This window comes from Thauera sp. K11, assembly GCF_002354895.1.
In the GTDB taxonomy this organism is placed as follows: Bacteria; Pseudomonadota; Gammaproteobacteria; order Burkholderiales; family Rhodocyclaceae; genus Thauera; species Thauera sinica.
Genome location: NZ_CP023439.1, coordinates 4,771,903 through 4,791,150, shown reverse-complemented (window position 1 = coordinate 4,791,150; position 19,248 = coordinate 4,771,903). Strand labels below are relative to the sequence as shown.

The 19,248-nt window shown below is 68.3% G+C and carries 13 protein-coding genes, 1 tRNA gene and 1 riboswitch; of the genes, 9 read left to right on the top strand and 5 right to left on the bottom strand.

Annotated features, from left to right (window positions below; all coding sequences use genetic code 11):
- Nucleotides 1–386: 386 nt before the first annotated feature.
- Entirely contained in the window at nt 387–1,301 is a 915-nt protein-coding gene (locus tag CCZ27_RS20935; protein WP_096451449.1) for an AraC family transcriptional regulator, read from the bottom strand.
- A 144-nt stretch (nt 1,302–1,445) separates the two neighbouring features.
- Here CCZ27_RS20935 and CCZ27_RS20930 point away from each other — a divergent pair, with 144 nt between their 5' ends.
- A complete protein-coding gene (locus CCZ27_RS20930; protein ID WP_096451447.1) occupies nt 1,446–2,201 on the top strand; it encodes an SDR family NAD(P)-dependent oxidoreductase in 756 nt (251 codons plus the stop codon).
- 37 nt (nt 2,202–2,238) lie between these two features.
- Here CCZ27_RS20930 and CCZ27_RS24090 read toward each other — a convergent pair whose 3' ends face one another.
- On the bottom strand, nt 2,239–4,056 hold the full coding sequence (locus CCZ27_RS24090; protein WP_198363217.1) for an ABC transporter ATP-binding protein/permease: 1,818 nt from the start codon (nt 4,054–4,056) through the stop codon (nt 2,239–2,241).
- A gap of 240 nt (nt 4,057–4,296) precedes the next feature.
- On the opposite strand from CCZ27_RS24090, the gene nifJ reads away from it, so the two are divergent.
- The 4 genes from nifJ to CCZ27_RS20905 all read left to right on the top strand — a co-directional run bounded on the left by nifJ (nt 4,297) and on the right by CCZ27_RS20905 (nt 10,741).
- The gene (gene nifJ / locus CCZ27_RS20920; protein WP_096451443.1) at nt 4,297–7,953 is read left to right on the top strand and encodes a pyruvate:ferredoxin (flavodoxin) oxidoreductase; all 3,657 of its coding nucleotides are present in this window, start codon (nt 4,297–4,299) and stop codon (nt 7,951–7,953) included.
- Complete coding sequence (locus tag CCZ27_RS20915; protein WP_096451441.1) at nt 7,946–8,956, top strand: dihydroorotate dehydrogenase-like protein; 1,011 nt, start codon at nt 7,946–7,948, stop codon at nt 8,954–8,956. The genes nifJ and CCZ27_RS20915 overlap by 8 nt, the downstream gene beginning before the upstream one ends.
- A gap of 93 nt (nt 8,957–9,049) precedes the next feature.
- Entirely contained in the window at nt 9,050–9,946 is an 897-nt protein-coding gene (locus tag CCZ27_RS20910; RefSeq protein WP_096452856.1) for a LysR family transcriptional regulator, read from the top strand.
- Nucleotides 9,947–9,984: 38 nt separating this feature from the next.
- Nucleotides 9,985–10,164, top strand: a riboswitch (yybP-ykoY riboswitch).
- A 1-nt stretch (nt 10,165) separates the two neighbouring features.
- Nucleotides 10,166–10,741 (top strand): TMEM165/GDT1 family protein, encoded by a 576-nt coding sequence (locus CCZ27_RS20905; protein WP_096451439.1) that lies wholly within the window; start codon nt 10,166–10,168, stop codon nt 10,739–10,741.
- Between the two features lie 96 nt (nt 10,742–10,837).
- On the opposite strand, the gene tpx is transcribed toward CCZ27_RS20905, so the two are convergent.
- The 3 genes from tpx to selB form a co-directional block, all read right to left on the bottom strand.
- Entirely contained in the window at nt 10,838–11,338 is a 501-nt protein-coding gene (gene tpx / locus CCZ27_RS20900) for a thiol peroxidase (protein ID WP_096451437.1), read from the bottom strand.
- 293 nt (nt 11,339–11,631) lie between these two features.
- Nucleotides 11,632–11,728: transfer RNA gene (locus tag CCZ27_RS23780), tRNA-Sec, on the bottom strand.
- Nucleotides 11,729–12,025: 297 nt separating this feature from the next.
- Complete coding sequence (gene selB, locus CCZ27_RS20890) at nt 12,026–13,975, bottom strand: selenocysteine-specific translation elongation factor (RefSeq protein WP_096451435.1); 1,950 nt, start codon at nt 13,973–13,975, stop codon at nt 12,026–12,028.
- A gap of 99 nt (nt 13,976–14,074) precedes the next feature.
- Here selB and tfpB point away from each other — a divergent pair, with 99 nt between their 5' ends.
- The 4 genes from tfpB (at nt 14,075) to CCZ27_RS20875 (ending at nt 18,737) form a co-directional block, all read left to right on the top strand.
- Nucleotides 14,075–15,865 carry a type IV pilus assembly ATPase TfpB gene (gene tfpB / locus CCZ27_RS20885; RefSeq protein ID WP_096451433.1) on the top strand — a complete coding sequence of 597 codons (1,791 nt, stop codon included), beginning with the start codon at nt 14,075–14,077 and terminating at the stop codon, nt 15,863–15,865.
- A gap of 208 nt (nt 15,866–16,073) precedes the next feature.
- Nucleotides 16,074–16,553, top strand: coding sequence for a VOC family protein (locus tag CCZ27_RS20880; protein WP_096451431.1), 480 nt, complete (start codon nt 16,074–16,076; stop codon nt 16,551–16,553).
- A gap of 333 nt (nt 16,554–16,886) precedes the next feature.
- Nucleotides 16,887–17,972: a hypothetical protein gene (locus CCZ27_RS23775; protein ID WP_157748671.1), complete on the top strand. Its 1,086-nt coding sequence runs from the start codon at nt 16,887–16,889 to the stop codon at nt 17,970–17,972.
- Nucleotides 17,973–18,113: 141 nt separating this feature from the next.
- A complete protein-coding gene (locus CCZ27_RS20875) occupies nt 18,114–18,737 on the top strand; it encodes a hypothetical protein (protein WP_096451429.1) in 624 nt (207 codons plus the stop codon).
- Nucleotides 18,738–19,248 lie beyond the last annotated feature (511 nt).

Here is a 19,248-nt window from a genome sequence, read left to right as displayed (position 1 = left end):
CGACGTGAGCGGCGCGATGAAAGCATGACGATGGGGAAGCGTCCGATGTCGATGGGAAAGCGGTGTCGTTTCTTGACGAACGGGCGACGGGGATGGCTTCCATGGCCTGCCAAGGCGTCCAGTCATTGCCTTGGCATGGAACCGGAGGCGCGTTTCCCGCGGGTCATTCCGTCCGCGGGCGCATTCTGGCGTCTCGCCCGCACGGCGATGTTTGCCATCCGGCTCGGTTTCTTTGATTGCGGGCTCCGAGTGCCCGGAAAGGCGCGGGATCGGCGCTCGTCAACGAAAACGCCCGGCAGGCCGCCGGGCGTTTTCAGGTCGATTGCAGGGGATGCTTCCCGTCTTCAGGCTCCGCGATGTCAACCGGCGGCGCCCACTCACTCAGGTCACAGGATGCGCGTTCCGCCGTCTGTCCGCGCTTCCGGCGCCTTCCCCTTCGCCGCCTTCGTATCGCGGACGGGCGATGTGCCGAACATCCGGCCGTATTCGCGAGTGAATTGCGGCACGCTTTGGTAGCCGACCGCAAACGCCGCCCCGCTTGCGGTCATGCCTTCCGAGAACATCAGCCGCCTTGCCTCGATCAGGCGTAGTCGTTTCTGGAACTGCAGCGGGGACAGGGACGTCACGGTGCGGAAGTGCTGATGAAACGACGATGGGCTCATGCCTGCCGCATCCGCAAGGCGCTGGACGGGCACGGGCCGTGCAAACTCGGACCGGAGCACCGCGACTGCGCGCGCGATGCGCTGCACGTGCCCCTCGGGCCAGCCCAGGCGCCGGATCGCTGCGCCATGTTTGCCCGCAAGCAGCCAGTAGTGCATTTCGCGCATGAGCTGCGCCCGCAGTACCGGCACCGCGGACGGACGATCGAGCAAACGCATCAGCCGCAGCGCTGCATCGGCCACGTCGGCCTCGGTCGGCTCGACTCGTACCGGTGCATCATCGTTTGCAGGCGCCCTGCCCATCTGGTCCGCCAAATCCGCAATAATCCCCGGGTCGAGTTCCAGGACCAGCGAGAAGTACGGCGCCGCGATGCTCGCGCGGGTGATCCGGCTCACGGTCGGCACGTCCGCGGCAATCAGCAGCGAATCGCCCGCGGCGAACGAGAATGTCCGCGTCCCCATCGTCACCTCTTTGCTTCCCTGGACCACGAGACAGACGAGCGGCCGGGAGATGTCATGGATGAGGCCGCTGGGCATGGTGGCGCGGATGACGGCCAGGCCCGGGATCGGGCTACGGGCGAATCCATCCGCGTCAGCATGAGCCTGGGCGTAGCGGCGGATGGCATCAAGCAGCGCGGTCATGGGGAAAGCCTGTGTCGTCGTCGCCGGCAGCAGGCCACATTCTGGAGAAACAGGCAAGAACCGCCGAGTTTCCGGCAACAACGGCGGGGACATCACGCCGACACTGACACCTTCACCCGTCGCAACAGACCACAGGAGTCCGACATGACCAAGATCACACTCATCACCGGTGCCAGCCGCGGCCTGGGGCGCAACACCGCCCTCAGCATCGCCCGCCATGGCGCCGACGTCATCCTCACTTACCAGAGCCGGGCCGAAGACGCCCATGCCGTCGTCGCCGAGATCGAGGGCATGGGACGCAAGGCCGTCGCCCTCCAGCTCGATACCGGCGACGTCGCTACCTTCGCGCCCTTCGCCGAGCGCCTGCGCAGCGCGTTGCACCAGACCTGGGGGCGCGAGACCTTCGAGCACCTCGTCAACAACGCCGGCCACGGCGACTATGCGCCGATCGCGCAGACGACCGAGGCGCAGTTCGACAGGCTGGTCGATGTTCACTTCAAGGGCGTGTTCTTCCTCACCCAGGCGCTGCTGCCCCTCATCGCCGACGGAGGCCGCATCGTGAACATATCCTCCGGCCTGACCCGGTTTGCCGTCCCGGGGTGGGCGGCCTATGCCGCGGCGAAGGGCGCCATCGAGGTGCTCACGGTCTACATGGCGAAGGAACTGGGCAGCCGCGGGATCGCGGTCAACACCGTCGCCCCGGGTGCCATCGAGACCGACTTCCTCGGCGGCGCCGTCCGCGACACGCCCGAGGTGAACAAACTCTTCGCCGACATGACCGCGCTTGGCCGTGTCGGCGTAGCGGACGACATCGGGCCGATGATCGCCAGCCTGCTCTCCGAAGACAACCGCTGGGTGAATGCCCAGCGCATCGAGGTGTCCGGCGGTCAATCCATCTAGATAGAAGAAGACTGGAGCGGAACCTGCGGGGCCGTCCTCACGACCCGTAGCCCTGGCTCAGCCAGTCCACCAGCCGCAGGCCGCGCGGACGCGGCTTGCGCGCCGCCTGGCGCTGTGCATAGACCTCGTTGAGCAGCACCTCGCCGCCGGCCAGGCGCTGCAGCGTCAGGCGGCGGGCGAAGGTTTCGGTGGAGCCCGGATGCGGGCCGATGACGATGGCGCCGGTGTGCGGCAGCGCCTCCGACAGCAGGCGCAGCATCTCGTCGGCGGAGGCCGGATCGAGCGCATCCAGCGCGCCGCCGAGCACGACCCAGCCCGGCGCATTGAGCAGCAGGCGGGCGATGGACAGGCGCTGCTGCTCGGCCCCGCTCAGCACGCGCGCCCAGTCGGCGTGCTCGTCCAGGCGCTCGGCGAGGTGCCTGAGGCCGACGCGGCCGAGCGCGCCGCGCAGCAGGGCGTCGACGTGCTGGCTGTCCGGCCGCGGGAAGACGAGCGCGTCGCGCAGCGTGCCCTGGGGCAGGAAGGGGCGCGTGCCCACCGCGATCATGTCGTCGTCGGCCGGCAGCGCCACATCGCCCCTGCCCCACGGCCAGATGCCGGCCAGCACGCGAAAGAGCGCCGCCGCCGCGTCCGAATCGCCGTCGACCAGCACGTGCTCGCCGGGCAATACTTCGACGTTGAGCGCCGGCAGTATCGCGGTGCCGTCGGGCGAGGCGATCCACAGGTCGCGGACGCCCAGCCGCGCCCGACGGTTGCGGTCGAGGTTGATGGCGGTGTCGCCGCTGCGCGCCGCCTCCGCCGCCACCGTGCGGACCGCCTCCTCGAGCGCCAGCACCCGTTCCACCGACGCGCGCCATTCGGCCAGCCGCGGCAGGTTGTCCACCGGCCAGGACAGCGCCGCGGTGACCTGCTGGAAAGCCTGCGCCGACTGCATCAGCCCGCCCAGCGTGAGCAGGCCGCCGAGAAAGCGCGGCGTGCTGACCAGGATGGGAAAGACCGGCGCGAGGATGGTGTAGGCCGACGAGAAGGCCAGCAGGCGCGCCAGGCTGGCCGACTGCGCGTGCCAGGACTGCACGATGGTCTCGAACAGCCTGCCGAGGCGGCCGCGCTCGACGGATTCGCCGCGCGCCAGCGAGATCGCCTCGCCCAGCTCGCGCGCCCGCACCAGGCCGAAGCGGAAATCCGCCTCGCGCGTCTGCCGGGTGTCGGTGGCGCGCACGAGCGGCCGGCCGAGCATGAAGGCGACGCCCGAGCCGACGCCGGCATAGGCGATGGCCAGGAACACCAGGTAGCCGGGCACATCCACCCCCGCCACCTCGACGCGGCCCGACAGCGACCACAGGATGTCGACGAAGGTCACCAGCAGCAGCACGCAGTAGAACAGCGAATTGGCCAGATCGAAGGCCGCCTCGGTGGCGATGCGGATGTCCTCGGCGATGCGTCCGTCGGGGTTGGCATGGTCGCCCGGGATGAGCGCCGCCTGGTAGTGGCGCGCTTCCACCATCCAGTGGCCGACGACGTGGCCGGTCAGCCAGCGCCGCCAGTCGAGCTGCAGCCAGCGGCGCACCACCAGGTGCAGGGTGTTGACGGCGACGGAGCCGAGCACGATCAGCACGAAGACGAGGATCTGCTCCATCGCGCGCTCGGTGGAACGGCGCTCGAGCGCATCGAACAGGTCGGCGTTCCACAGGTTGAGGCGGATCGCCAGCCCGACCTGGCACACGACCAGGAGCGCGAGCAGCAGCGTGAGCAGGCGCTGCCGCCAGCGGCCCGGCGCGGTCCAGTACGGGCCGGCCAGCCGCGCGAAGGCGTGGAAGAAGCGCAGCGGGCGGCCGTTGGCATCCTGCACGCTCACCGCGCTGTCCTCCTGCCGCCGCGCTGCGAAGGGCCGGCGGCGGCCTGTGCGGATGACGCCCGGACGGGAGCAGTGGAACCCATGGCGGAGAAAGGACGGCGGCGGGGAAGGGGCGTACGATCGGAATCGAGTATTTCGGGTTCCGTGACCTAGGTCAAATGCCGTACTTCACGGCGAGGCTAAGGTGAATGTCATTCGTCCGCCCGCGCGCATGCATGCGGACCGACCCGGGAAATCGTCATGAAGCACACCTTCACCATAGACGGCAACGAGGCTGCCGCCTCGGTCGCCTTTCGCCTGTCCGAGGTCATCGCCATCTATCCGATCACGCCGTCGTCGGGCATGGGCGAGCTGTCCGACGAATGGTCCGCGCAGGGCAGGACGAACGTCTGGGGCAGCGTGCCGCGGGTCGTCGAGCTGCAATCCGAAGGCGGCGCCGCCGGCGCGGTGCATGGCGCGCTGCAGGCGGGCGCGCTGGCGACGACCTTCACCGCGTCGCAGGGCCTGCTGCTGATGATCCCCAACATGTACAAGATCGCCGGCGAGCTGACGCCCACCGTCTTCCACGTCGCGGCGCGGGCGGTCGCGACCCATGCGCTGTCGATCTTCGGCGACCATTCCGACGTGATGGCCACGCGCGGCACCGGCTTCGCGCTGCTGTCCGCGGTGTCGGTGCAGGAGGCGCACGACTTCGCCGCGATCGCCACCGCCGCCACGCTCGCCGGCCGCATCCCGGTGCTGCACTTCTTCGACGGCTTTCGCACCTCGCACGAGGTGGCGAAGATCGAGACGGTCGCCGATGGCACGCTGCGCGCACTGCTGCCCGGCGAGCTGATCGCCGCGCACCGCGCCCGCGCGCTGTCACCGGAGCACCCGGTGCTGCGCGGCACGTCGCAGAACCCGGACGTGTTCTTCCAGGGGCGCGAAGCGCAGAACCCGCTGTTCGACGCCTTCCCGGACGTCGTGCAGCAGGCGATGGACCGTTTCGCCGCCCTCACCGGACGGCACTACCAGTTGTTCGACTACGCCGGCGCGCCCGACGCCGAGCGCGTGATCGTGCTGATGGGCTCGGGCGCCGACACCGTGGAAGAGACCGTCGAGCACCTGGCCCGCCGCGGCGAGCGCGTCGGCCTGCTCAAGGTGCGGCTGTTCCGCCCGTTCGCACCCGCCGCCCTGCTCGCCGCACTGCCGGCCAGCACGCGCGCGATCGCGGTGCTCGACCGCTGCAAGGAACCCGGCGCCGATGGCGAACCGCTGTTCAAGGATGTGACGGTGGCGCTGGCCGAGGACCAGGCGTCGGACGCGCCGCGCTTCGCGGCGATGCCGCGGCTGATCGGCGGACGCTACGGCCTGGGTTCGAAGGAATTCGATCCGCCGATGGTGAAGGCGGTGTTCGACGAACTGGCCGCGACGCTCGCCGGCAGCCGCCACCGGCGCCGCTTCACCGTCGGCATCGAGGACGACGTCACCGGCCTGTCGCTGCCCTTCGACCCCGCCTTCCGCACTGACGCGGCGCGCGAGTGCTTCGCCGCGGTGTTCTACGGCCTGGGCTCGGACGGCACGGTGTCGGCCAACAAGAACTCGATCAAGATCGTCGGCGACGAGACGGCGCTGTTCGCGCAGGGCTACTTCGTCTACGACTCCAAGAAATCGGGCGCGATGACGGTGTCGCACCTGCGCTTCGGCCCGCAGCCGATCCGCTCCGCCTACCTGACGGGCGAGGGCGACGCGCGCTTCGTGGCCTGTCACCAGCCGTTGTTCCTGGACAGCCACGACCTGCTGGCGCACGCCGCGCCGGAGGCGGTGTTCCTGCTCAACACCACGGTGCCGCCCGAGCGCGCCTGGGATGCGCTGCCGCCGGCAGCGCGGCGGCAGATGGTGGACAAGCGCATCGCCTTCTACGTCATCGACGCCTACGCCGTGGCGGAGGAAGCCGGCATGGGGCGGCGCATCAACACCGTCATGCAGACCTGTTTCTTCGCCATCTCCGGCATCCTGCCGCAGGAGCGGGCGATTGCCGCGATCAAGCACGCAGTGGAAAAGACCTACGGCCGCAAGGGCCGCCGCATCGCCGAGCAGAACTGCCGCGCCATCGACACCACGCTGGCGCGCCTCTACCGCGTCGAGGTGCCGGCGGAGGCGGACGGCATGGCGCTCCGCGGCGAGGCGGGCGCACGCCGGGTGATCGGCATCCGGCCGCTGGACGATTTCACGCGCGACGTGACCCTGCCGCTGATCGCCGGCCGCGGCGACGCGCTGCCGGTGTCGCGGCTGCCGGTCGACGGCACCTGGCCGACCGGCACTGCGCGCTTCGAAAAGCGCAACCTGGCGCTGCAGATCCCGGTGTGGGAGGCGGACCTGTGCACGCAGTGCGGCAAGTGCGTGTTCGTGTGCCCGCACTCGGCCATCCGCGCCAAGGTCTTCCCCGCCGCGCAGGCGGCCGATGCGCCGCCTGCCTTCAAGCACGTGCCCACCCGCAGCAAGGACTACCCGGCCGGCACCCGCATCGCCTACCAGGTGGCGCCCGAGGACTGCACGGGCTGCACGCTGTGCGTGGACGTGTGCCCGATCCGCGACAAGTCCAACGTGTCGCGCAAGGCGCTCAACATGGCCGAGCAGGCGCCGCTGCGCGCTGCCGAGGCCGAAAACTGGGACTTCTTCCTGCGCCTGCCCGAGCGCGACCCGCGCGAGGCCAAGCGCACCACGATCCCCGGCTCCATGCTGCTGCCGCCCTATTTCGAGTTTTCCGGCGCGTGCGCGGGCTGCGGCGAAACACCCTACATCCGGCTGGCGACGCAGCTCTTCGGCGACCGCATGCTGGTGGCCAACGCCACCGGCTGCTCGTCCATCTACGGCGGCAACCTGCCGACCACGCCCTACACCAAGGATGCGGACGGCCGCGGCCCGGCGTGGAACAACTCGCTGTTCGAGGACAACGCCGAGTTCGGCCTGGGCATGCGGCTGGCAACCGACCAGCTCGCCGGCGCGGCGCGCACGCAACTGCGCGCGCTGGCCGGCGAGGTAGGCGCGGACCTCGCCGCCGCGCTGCTCGACGCCGACCAGCACGGCGAAGCCGGCATCCACGAGCAGCGCGAGCGCGTCGCGGCGCTGAACGCCCGCCTGGCAGAGATCGGCACGCCGGCGGCCGCGGCGCTGGCCGCGCTCAGCGAACACCTGATCCGCCGCAGCGTGTGGATCATCGGCGGCGACGGCTGGGCCTACGACATCGGCTTCGGCGGGCTCGACCACGTGCTCGCCTCGGGCGAGGACGTAAACATCCTGGTGCTCGACACCGAGGTCTATTCCAACACCGGCGGGCAGAACTCCAAGGCCACGCCGCTCGGCGCGGTGGCCAAGTTCGCCGCCGGCGGCAAGCCCACGCACAAGAAGGACCTGGCGCGGATCGCGATGGACTACGAGAACGTGTACGTCGCCAGGGTCGCCTACGGCGCCAAGGACACGCACACGCTGAGGGCTTTCCTCGACGCCGAGAGCTACCCCGGCGTGTCGATCATCATCGCCTACAGCCCCTGCATCGCGCACGGCGTGGACATGTCCTTCAACCTGCAGCAGCAGGATCTGGCGGTGAAGTCCGGCCACTGGCCGCTGCTGCGCTACGATCCGCGGCTGCGGGCAGAGGGGCGCAATCCGCTGTCGGTGGACAGCGCGGCGCCCAGCATCCCGTTCCGCGACTTCGCCGCCCGCGAGGCGCGCTTCACCGTGCTCGAACGCCAGCGGCCGGAAGCCGCCGCGCGCTTCATGGAGCGGGCGGGCGAATTCGCGCGGCTGCGGCATCAGGAATACGTCGAGCTGGCCGCGCTGCCGCTGCCCGAGGCGCGCATCGCCGAGCTGGCCGCAAAAGACCGGACCGAGGGAGGAGGAGACCCCCATGACTGACCTGAGCACCCGCTACCTGGGGCTGCGGCTGAAGAATCCGCTCGTCCCCTCATCCACGCCGCTCAGCCACAAGATCGAGCGCGTGCTGCACCTGGAGGATGCCGGCGCGGCGGCCATCGTGCTGCATTCGCTGTTCGAGGAGGACGTGCGCAACGAGGAACGCATGCTCGACCGCTTCCTGCTGAACCCGGATGCCTCCGGCGAGGCGGCCGGCCATCTGCCGCTGCGCGACGACTACCTGAGCAAGCTCGACGCCTACCTCGAGACGATCGCGGTGCTCAAGGCGCGCTGCTCCATGCCCGTCGTCGCCAGCATCAACGGCGCCTCGCCGTCGGGCTGGGTGGAACTCGGGCGCGAGATGCAGAATGCCGGCGCCGACGCGCTCGAACTCAACGCCTGGTACCTGCCCGGCGACGCCGAGGTCGCCGGGCAGGCCATCGAGGACGACTACCTGGCCCTGCTGCGGAAGCTGACGTCCGGGGTGACGATCCCGGTGGCGATGAAGCTGTCGCCCTTCTTCTCGTCGCTGCCGCATTTCGTGCGCCGGGTCGAGGAGGCGGGCGCGGCCGGCGTGTCGCTGTTCAACCGCTTCTTCCAGCCGGACATCGATCTCGGCACGCTGACGGTGGTGGACCGCGCGCAACTGTCGTCCTCCGCCGACGTGCTGCTGACCATGCGCTGGATCGCCATCCTGCGCGGCCGCTGCTCGCTCACTCTGGCGGCGACCGGCGGCGTGCATACCGCGGCCGACGCGCTGAAGATGCTGCTCGCCGGCGCCGACGTGGTGCACATGGCGAGCGCGCTGCTGCTGCACGGCCCGGAACGGCTGCGCACGGTGCTGGCCGACATGGCGCGCTGGCTGGACGAGAACGAGTACGCCTCGGTGGAACAATTGACGGGCGCGATGAGCCAGCAGAACGTGCCCGACCCCTCGGCCTTCGCGCGCGCCGCCTACCTGCACGCACTCGACTCCTTCACGCCGCCCGCCGGCGTGCGCTACTGAACGCCCGGCCCGCCGCATCGCGGCACCGGGATTGATCGCCACGACAAAGGCCGCCACACTGTTCGCTTCCGAGAAACAATGGAGCGCGAACCCATGGATCGCCTGCAGGCGATGCAGCTCTTCACCCGCATCGTCGAACTGGGCAGCTTCAGCCGCGCGGCCGAACAACTGTCGCTGCCGCGCGCTTCCGCCACGCAGATCATCAAGCAACTGGAAGCCCATCTCGGCGTGCGCCTGCTGCAGCGCACCACCCGCCACGTCAGCCCGACGCTGGACGGCAGCGCCTACTACCAGCGCTGCGTCGCCATCCTGGCCGACATCGACGAGACCGAAGCCTCCTTCTCGCAGGCGGCGCGCCACCCGCAGGGCCGGCTGAAGATAGACCTGCCCGCCTCGCTCGGCCGCATCGTGGTGATCCCTGCCCTGCCCGCCTTCTGCGAACGCTATCCGCAGATCACGCTCGACATCGGCGTCGGCGACCGCTACATCGACCTCGTGCGTGAAAGCGTGGATTGCGTGGTGCGGCTGGGCGAACTGCGCGACTCCTCGCTCGTCGCCCGCCGGCTGGCCGCGCTGCGGCAGGTCACCTGCGCGAGCCGGGCCTACGTCGAGCGCTTCGGCGTGCCGGCCACGCTCGCCGATCTGGACGCGCACCGCGCGGTCGATTACGTGTCCGCCTCCACCGGCAGGTCGAGCCCGCTCGAATTCATCACCGGCGGACGGACGGAAACGCGCACGATCCCCAGCATCATCGCGGTCAACAACGGCGACGCCTACCTCGCCGCGTGCGAGGCCGGCCTCGGCATGGTGCAGATCCCGCGCTATCGCGCCGGACGGCAGATCGCCGACGGCACGCTGATCGAATTCCTGCCCGACTCGCCGCCTCCCAACCTGCCGCTGTCGGTGCTCTATCCGCACCACCGCCACCTGTCGCCACGCGTGCGCGTCTTCGTCGACTGGCTGGCCGAACTGCTGGGGCCGCTGCACTGACCGGACGCTGGACGGCGGCACCGCCGGTCCGTACAATGCGCGCCGTCATCGGGGAGTAGCCTCCCTTTGCCGTCCGCGGCGAAGGGGCCTGCGTCAACATGCTTGGCCAGCCGGCCATGGCGCAGGCAGTTCCGACCTGGCAAGACCTTTGACCATGCCGCCTCCGGATTGGCCGGGGAGGCGCATGGTCATCGGTTATCTTCCGGCCAGGGATCATTCATGGAAGCCTTCCTCGTCTCGACGAGCATCGTCGCCCTTGCGGAAATCGGCGACAAGACGCAACTGCTCGCCTTCATCCTCGCCGCAAAATTCCGCAAGCCGCTTCCCATCGTGCTGGGCATCCTGCTCGCGACGATCGCCAACCACGCCTTCGCCGGCGCCGTCGGCACCTGGCTCACCTCGCTGGTGAGCCCCGAAACCCTGCGCTGGGTGCTCGGCATCTCCTTCATCGCGATGGCGGTGTGGACGCTGATTCCGGACAAGTTCGACGAGGACGACGCCCGGCTGGCGCGCATGGGCGTGTTCGGCACCACGCTGGTCGCCTTCTTCCTGGCCGAGATGGGCGACAAGACGCAGGTCGCCACGGTGGCGCTCGCCGCGCAGTACCAGGCCCTCTTCGCCGTCGTGGTCGGCACCACGCTGGGGATGATGATCGCCAACGTGCCGGCCGTGCTGCTCGGCGACCGCATCGCCCAGCGCATGCCGACGAAGCTGGTGCACGCGGTGGCGGCGGCGATCTTCGCCGTGCTGGGCGTCGCGACGCTGCTGGGCGCCGGGGAAGGCCTTGGCCTGTAGACAGCCGCGGCGGGCGATCCGCGTCGCCCGCCGCGGCGGTCCGGGACGCCGCCCCGCCGGCCCGGCCGGCGGACAGGCGGGCGCGCCCGGCCGGGCTTACTTCAGCGCCGCGAGCGCGGCCGCGTAGTCGGGCTCGTCCTTGATCTCGGGCACGAGCTGCGAATGCACGACCTTGTCGGCGGCATCGATCACCACCACCGCGCGCGCGGTGAGGCCGGTGAGCGGGCCGCCGGTGATCGCGACGCCGTAGTCCTGCGCGAAGTTCGGGCTGCGGAAGGTCGACAGCGTCTTCACGTTGGCCAGCCCCTCCGTCTCGCAGAAGCGCTTGGCTGCGAAGGGCAGGTCGGCCGAGACGACCAGCACCACGGTGTCGGCAAGGTTGCCGGCCTCGGCGTTGAACTTGCGGGTGGAAGTGGCGCAGGTGGGCGTGTCCAGGCTGGGCACGATGTTGAGCACCTTGCGCTTGCCGACGAAGGCAGAAAGGCCGACGTCGGCGAGGTCCGCGCCGGTCAGGCTGAAGGCGGGCGCGGCGTCGCCGGCCTGCGGGAAGCGGCCGGCGAGCGGTATGGGATTTCCGGCCAGGGTCACTGTGCTCATGTTCCTCTCCTCTGTCGAGCTGGGGGCGTTCCGGCCGCCGGGGCGGCCAGGGTGGGGAAGCGTAGTAGCCCACACCGCCGCGCCCGCCGTCAACCCGGCTGGCATGTCGGGATTACCGTCATGCGGCCGCAGCGGAGAGCCACGCCGGAGACCCGCCGGATGCCGGGCCGCACCGCCCCGGCAGGCGCCGCGCCGGTTCGGCGTTCCTGCGCCTTCCAGCGCGCTACGGCCGGCCTGCCATTCGTCGGGGACATCGCGGCGGCGGATCGCCGGCCAGGAGCGAGGAAACCGGGTGGCGGAAGAGAATGGGAGTCGAACCCACCTGGGACCGGCTGACGGCCCCACCCGGTTTTGAAGACCGGTCGCCCCACCGGGGAACGCGTCTCTTCCGCAACCGGCAAGGATCATAGCCCGCCCCGCGGCGGTTTGGCAGCAGCCGGACGAACGACGCCGCGGCGAGGCGACACACCCGCGCCGCCTGCGGCAGGCGCCCGGCATGGCACCCCAAACGCGGAGTGCGGGTGCGGGTGCGGGTGCGGGTGCGGGTGCGGGTGCGGGTGCGGGTGCGGGTGCGGGTGCGGGTGCGGGTGCGGGTGCGGGTGCGGGTGCGGGAAATTGCGCTGCGCGCAGCCCCGGCCGGCGAACGCACACCCGGCGGGGCCGTTCCCCTCGCCGGGCCGTGCGACCTCAGGCGGGCATCTCGTCCGCCGGCACCGGCGGCTCGCCGCGCAGCACGTGGGCGCGGCGCTGCCCCTCGCCGACGCGGCGCGTGTATCCGACGCGGTCGAAGAACTCCAGGATCTGGATCGCGCGCTTGCGGCCGCCGCCGATGCGGTCGCGGAAATCCGCGGCGCGGATGCGGCGATCATCGCCGGCAGCCAGTCCGGCGGCGATCGCCTGCATCTCCGCCACGTTGCCGCGCGCGTAGAACAGATCCCGCACCACCTGGAACACTTCGCCGCGCATCGCCAGCCGGCGCAGCAGGCTGCGCACGTCCGCTTCGGCGAGCGCGCAGGCCGCCGCGAGGTCACGCACCCACGGCGGATCGAAGCCGCCGGCGGCGAGCCGGGCGATCAGTTCGTCGGCACGCGCGCGGTCGGCGGCGCCGAGTTCCGCCGTGTGCGCCGGCAGGTGCCAGGCCGAACCGGCGCGACCGATGAGTCCGTCGGCGAGCAGGGCTTCCAGCCGCGCCTGGAAGGCCGGCGAGGGCAGTTGCGGTGCGCACATGCGGCGCAGGCGCTCGCGCTCGACGCCGGGTTCGTCGGCGAAATCGGCGTGGTGCGCCGCCAGGCGGGCAAGGATGGCATCGCCCAGCCGGGCCCACGCGGCGGCGCCGAGCAGGCGGTTCGCAGGCCGCGGCAAGGCCACCGCGCCGGCCGGCAGCAGCGCACGCCAGCCGTCCCCGGGCAGGTTGTGCGCGGCAGCCACCTCGTCGGCATCCAGCCCGGCCGGCGCGGCTTCCAGCAGTGCGGCCAGCCGCGCGGCGGGGTCGGCATCTTCCAGCGCGGCGAGCAGCGCGAGGCGTTCGGGCCGGCGCCGGTGGCGCGCGGACGGAAACGGGTCGAGCACGCGGCCGCCGCCCAGCGTCTCGCGCCCGGCTGCATCGCGGATGACGACGCGGTCGCCGTGGCAGGCGAACACCGGGCGGTCGAGCACCGCCTGCACCAGCCCGGATGCGCCCGGCGCCAGCCCGCCGGCCTCGAGCGCGCCGTCGAGCAGCGCCAGCCGCGCCATCGCGTGCCCGCCGGCATGATGCAGCGTGACGCCGGCCCACTGGCCGAGCCTGCGTCCGGCTTCCGGCAGCAGGTGCAGGCGCAGATCGAGCCGGTCGGTGGCGCAGGCCAGCGCGGGCGCGAGCAGCCAGTCGCCGCGTTCGATGTCGCCGTAGTCGATGCCGGCGAGGTTCACCGCGCAGCGGCTGCCCGGCCCGCCGGCCTCGGCGCGGCGGCTGTTCACATGCAGGCCGCGCACCCTGACCTCGCGCGAGAAGCCGGAAGGCCGCGCCAGCAACAGGCGGTCGCCGATGCGCACCGTGCCGGCATGCACCGAGCCGGTGACGATGGTGCCGGCACCGGCGATCGCGAAACGGCGGTCCACCACCAGGCGGAAACCGCCCGCCGGCACCACTTGCGGCTCGGCCTTCGCCACCGCCTCGAGATGGGCGCTCAGCGCGGGGACGCCCTCGCCGCTGGCGGCCGACACCGCGAACACCGGGCTGCCGGCCAGCCGTGTGGGCGCGAGCAGCCCTCCGACCTCGGCCGCGACCTCGGCGACGCGCGCCGCCGGCACACGGTCGCACTTGGTCAGCGCCACCGCGCCGCGCCCCACGCCCAGCAGGTGCAGGATGGCCAGGTGCTCGCGCGTCTGCGGCATCACGCCGTCATCGGCGGCCACCACCAGCAGGGCGTAGTCGATGCCCGCCGCGCCCATCAGCATGGTGGGCACGAAGCGCTCGTGCCCCGGCACGTCGATGAAGGCCAGCACCTGCCCGTCCGCGAGCGGCGCGTAGGCGTAGCCCAGCTCGATGGTGATGCCGCGCTGCTTCTCTTCGGGCAGGCGGTCGGTGTCGACGCCGGTGAGCGCGCGCACCAGCGTGGTCTTGCCATGGTCGATGTGGCCTGCTGTGCCGATCAGCATGGGTCGGATTCCTCCCGTTGGAGTGCGAAGCGGGAACGACGGCGCAAGCAGCGCAGCATACAATCGCGCAACCGAACACGCTGCAGGAAAACCCGGCCCATGCAGGAAGCACCGACAAGGCGCAGGCGGCTCGCCAACGCGAAACTGCAGCTCGACGAACTGGTGCAGATGCTGGCGGCCGACGGCCACCTGGCGCCGGCCGACGGCGACAGGCTGCTCGCCACCCGCCCCGCCCGCGACCAGGACGTGCATCCGCTGGTCTGGGTCGGCGACCACCGGCTCACCGACGCGAAGGACGGCAGCCGCGTGCTGACCACCGAGACGCTCACCGAATGGCTGGCCGCGAGGACGCAGCAGCCCTACCTGCACATCGACCCGCTCAAGATCGACGTCGCGCGCGTGTGCGGCGTCGTCACCCATGCCTACGCCGCGCGCTACCACATCCTGCCGGTGGAGGTGAGCACGCAGGAAGTGACGGTGGCGACCGCCGAACCCTTCGACCGCGAGTGGCAGGGCGAACTCGAACGCATGCTCGGCCTGCGCATCCGCACCGTGCTCGCCAATCCGGCCGACGTGCGCCGCTACCTCGGCGAGTTCTACAGCCTGGCGCGCTCGGTGCGCCGCGCGATGGAGCGCCAGCAGGAACTGCCGCAAGGCATCACCAACTTCGAGCAGTTGGTGCAACTGGGCAAGAGCAGCAACATCGACGCCAACGACCAGGCGGTGGTGCACATCGTCGACTGGCTGCTGCAGTACGCCTTCGAGCAGCGCGCCAGCGACATCCACATCGAGCCGCGGCGCGAGGAATGCCTGGTGCGCTTTCGCATCGACGGCCAGATGCACCTGGTGTACCAGGCGCCGATGCAGTTGATGGCGGCGATCACCAACCGCATCAAGCTGCTCGGCCGCCTCGACGTGGTGGAAAAGCGCCGCCCGCAGGACGGCCGCATCAAGACGCGCTCGCCCGGCGGCGACGAGATCGAGCTGCGCCTGTCGACCATGCCCACCGCCTTCGGCGAAAAGCTGGTGATGCGCATCTTCAACCCCGAACTGCTGCTGAAGAACTTCGCCGAACTCGGCTTTTCCGACGACGAAAACCGGCGCTGGCGCGACCTCATCCAGCAGCCCAACGGCATCATCCTCGTCACCGGCCCGACCGGCTCTGGCAAGACCACCACGCTGTATTCCACGCTGCGCGAACTGGCCACGCCCGAGGTGAACGTATGCACCGTGGAAGACCCGATCGAGAACGTCTACCCGCACCTCAACCAGATGCAGGTGCAGCACAACATCGGCCTCGACTTCGCCGCCGGCGTGCGCACGCTGCTGCGCCAGGACCCGGACATCATCATGATCGGCGAGATCCGCGACCTCGAGACCGCCGAGATGGCGGTGCAGGCCGCGCTCACCGGCCACCTGGTGCTGTCCACCCTGCACACCAACGACGCGCCCTCGGCCGTCACCCGGCTGCTGGACCTCGGCGTGCCCGACTACCTGATCCGCGCCACGCTGCTCGGCGTGCTCGCGCAGCGCCTGGCGCGCACGCTGTGCCCGCACTGCCGCGCACCGGCCGACACCGACGAGCGGGCCTGGAACGAACTGGTGAGCCCGTGGAAGTCCAACATGCCGCGCCAGGTGTCGAAGCCGGTCGGCTGCCTCGAATGCCGCATGACCGGCTACCTCGGCCGCACCGGCCTGTACGAGATGCTCACCGTCACCCCGACCCTGCGCCGCCTGGTCGGCGAAGACAAGGACGGCGCGCAACTGCGCGAACAGGCGATCCGCGAAGGCATGCGCCCGCTGCGCCTGAGCGGCGCGCTGAAGGTCGCCGCCGGGGTCACCACCATCGACGAGATCCTGCGCAACACGCCGCCGGCACGGCCGCGGTGAACGTGCGGCGCGGAACTCCCGCGTTGCTTGATTCGACGGAACGCCATGCCGGTCAAGCCCGGCTCCAGAAACCGGCCGGATCGCCTTGCCCAAGGCCGTTGTCTACCGTCCGGCCTCGGCGGACTATTTCGACGCAACGCAGTTGCCGAAGAGGCCGGCCAACCTTCGTGGCTCGATTCCACATACCTTTCAAGAGTGGAGGAACGAAATGATCAGCAAGAACACGATTTGTCTCTGGTACGACGGCACCGCCCTGGACGCCGCGCAGTTCTACGCCGAAACGTTTCCGGACAGCGCCGTGGGAAGCATCCTCCACGCACCCGGCGACTATCCCTCCGGCAAGGAGGGTGATGTCCTGACGGTCGAGTTCACCGTCATGGGCATCCCCTGCCTCGGACTGAACGGCGGCCCGGCGTTCAGCCACAGCGAGGCTTTCTCGTTCCAGGTCGCGACCGACGACCAGGCCGAAACCGATCGCCTGTGGAACGCGATCATCAGCAACGGCGGCCAGGAAAGCGCATGCGGCTGGTGCAAGGACAAGTGGGGCCTGTCGTGGCAGATCACGCCAAGGGCCCTCACCGCCGCGATCACCGATCCCGATCGCGCAGCGGCCAAACGCGCCTTCGAAGCGATGATGCAGATGACGAAGATCGACATCGCCGCCATCGAAGCGGCTCGGCGGGGCTGACGTTGCTTGGCGTCTGCTTGCGCTGGTTGGGAGAGGGGGGACTGGGTGGGGAGTGGATGAACGGGCACGATGCCATTCGGCCAGTACCCACCATCGGCCGTGCTTGCCCATAGCGGACTTTCAGAGCCAACAATACGTAGGGTACTGGCACGCCGCTTTCCTTTTTTTTAGTAGATATGGTCACTGGGTCCAACACTCCGGGATACTCCAACGGTGCAGGTTTCCGGCGATATGACAGTCCGAAGTTAGGGCGCAAAACTGCCTCCCCAAAACAAAGTTGGCGTCTCAATAATGATCCCACTCCGAACTGCTTTTTATTGTCTCGTAGTGTTAATGATGACGGCCTGTGGTCAGCACGACCCGGGATGGACAACTCTCGCTCTAGAGCCGCAGGACATCGCGCCGCTTGCTTGGATTGATACCAATACTTTGGTAGTCGGCCACCGAGATTCGATTTATCGGTATGACTTAAAATCACGTCAACTCAAGCAACGCCTTGCAGAGAAGTACGATACGACGGACTTTCAACATTCGAATTGCTTCTCATCACGTGGAGGGCGTTTTGGAATCAATTTACCCGTTCGCTCTACCAAGAGCAATGTCACAATTATTTCCGCGCCTAAAGAGCAGCGATTTCGTCATGTGCGCGACTGGTCTCGGCCGGAACTGAATACTGAAGATTCGGATCTGTCGATATGGTGGAATACCAATCCATTGGATTGCAGCCCTTTTGACTACAAAGAACGCGAACGAAAGGTCGCCATACTTAAACGCGGCGAGACTCTGGTTCAATCTCCCCGCCCATTGCTGCTTGCAAGTGAAGGGGATGCATTCGTCACAGTGGACAAGAGCGCCAGAAGCACGGGAAGTCGTATCCTTCACCTGTTCAGCCATGGTTCTGATGCACCTTCCAGAGCAATCCCGCTACCCGGTGCAACAAACTCATCGCCCGACATGGGCTCGGAATTGCATTCGTTCCGCGACTCCGACGGCAGCTACGTAATCTACGAATCAAATCGCGAATTCGATGCCAACCGCAACGTCTGGCCACTTACCGCGTGGCGCCTTGCACCCGATCTTACGGTTACGCGAGTGCTCATGTTGCCTGGTGGGCCATGGGTTCGATCACATGGATTGCTTAAGGCATTTAGCTGTTTTTCTTGTGGGTGTTCGTGCTACGCGCATTTTGACCTAGCTGGGGCACAGGGCCGCATCTATGCACATATTTACGGCAAATCGGTTGGAGATTCCGTTGCCGGAGTGTACGAACTAACGCACGTTAAGGCTGAGACGCACTGGGTTCAGGGTGTTGCAGGCAACTTTAGCGGGCCGATCCTTGTCTCACCCGAAGGTTGTCGAATCGCGTATGCAGATGCAGATGGACGGCCTTGGATAGTCCAGGTCAAGTCTTGCAAATGAAATGCACCTTCAACATGGGATGAGCGCCCAACCCATCATTCCACCGGACCTGCGCGAAAAGCCGTACGGGCCGGTGAATTCAGACGTTGGACATCGCAGTCCTACTACCCTGCATTTTTCCGTATATCATAGGAGGATCAAATGGACGGTTTCGAAGGCCCGTTTAGGTTTGAGCTTGATGCCGAGGGAACTGTGCTTCCCTGGGAAACGCTTGACCCCACGATAAAGGCAGAATTGTTATCCGACGGCAATATTTCACAGGAGTCCTCCAAGGTATATTTATTCAAGATGGCCGTTATGCCTAACGATTACAGAATTGAGAAACATCACGATTGGCAGAAAGTTTCGAGGCTCTTTGTTCAGGCAACTGTCGGTCATGACTCAATGAAATTGGGTGGCATCTCGCCTCGCAACAAGAAGGCTGCCAATGCTCGACAGTTGGACATGGGGTTTGACGGGAGGTTAGAAGCCGAGGCCAATCTCTTCAGCATGGCCAAGGTAAAACTCGTGCTTTCGAACTTCATCAAGAAAAATGCGACAGCAGATCGGATGGCAGTACTTTCCTCCTGCACCAAGAAAATTGCTCAATGGGTTTACTCCAGCGCGTGGCCATTCATTGACTTTAAGAAATATGTTTACGTTGCGGTACCCGATCTGATTCCCGCAGATCAACGGTATCTCAAGGTTTCAATTAAGGTTGTGCGCAAGGGAAACATCGAGATCACCCAAGCTGGAGTACATGAGCACACCGTGCACCTCGCGTAGCGATGCCCAACCAGTTGGAGGGGACGCTCCGTCGAAAATCCGGCGGAGCGTCCCTGAACTCGAGCGTTGAAGTCCGCTTTCGCAATTCATGTCGCTAGCCCGTCTGATCACAATGATTCCGAATAATCGATCACGCCAAACCGGCGCAAACGCTCACCGGTCACCGGAATCCGCAATACAGCCCCGCCACCTCCCAGGACACGGCATTCAAACCCTGAAGCCGGTCCGGCAGCCGGGACACACCCGGCGTTCCACGCAAACGACCTTGCCGTAAACGCGCCCGCTCCGCGCATCCCTCACCACCATCCCGACAGCCGCGAAGGCTCCAGCGCGACCTCCCCCTGTTTTCCTGCGCCCCCGGGATAAACCCGGTAGCCGGCGGAGCGCGGCATGGCGCTGGACGGGTGAGCATGGGCGCCGGGGATGCACACCCTTTTCCAGTCGCGGCGCCGCATGCGCCGCGCGCAACCCGTGCCCTCCCCGGGCCGGACCGCCTTCGGGTGGCGGCCGG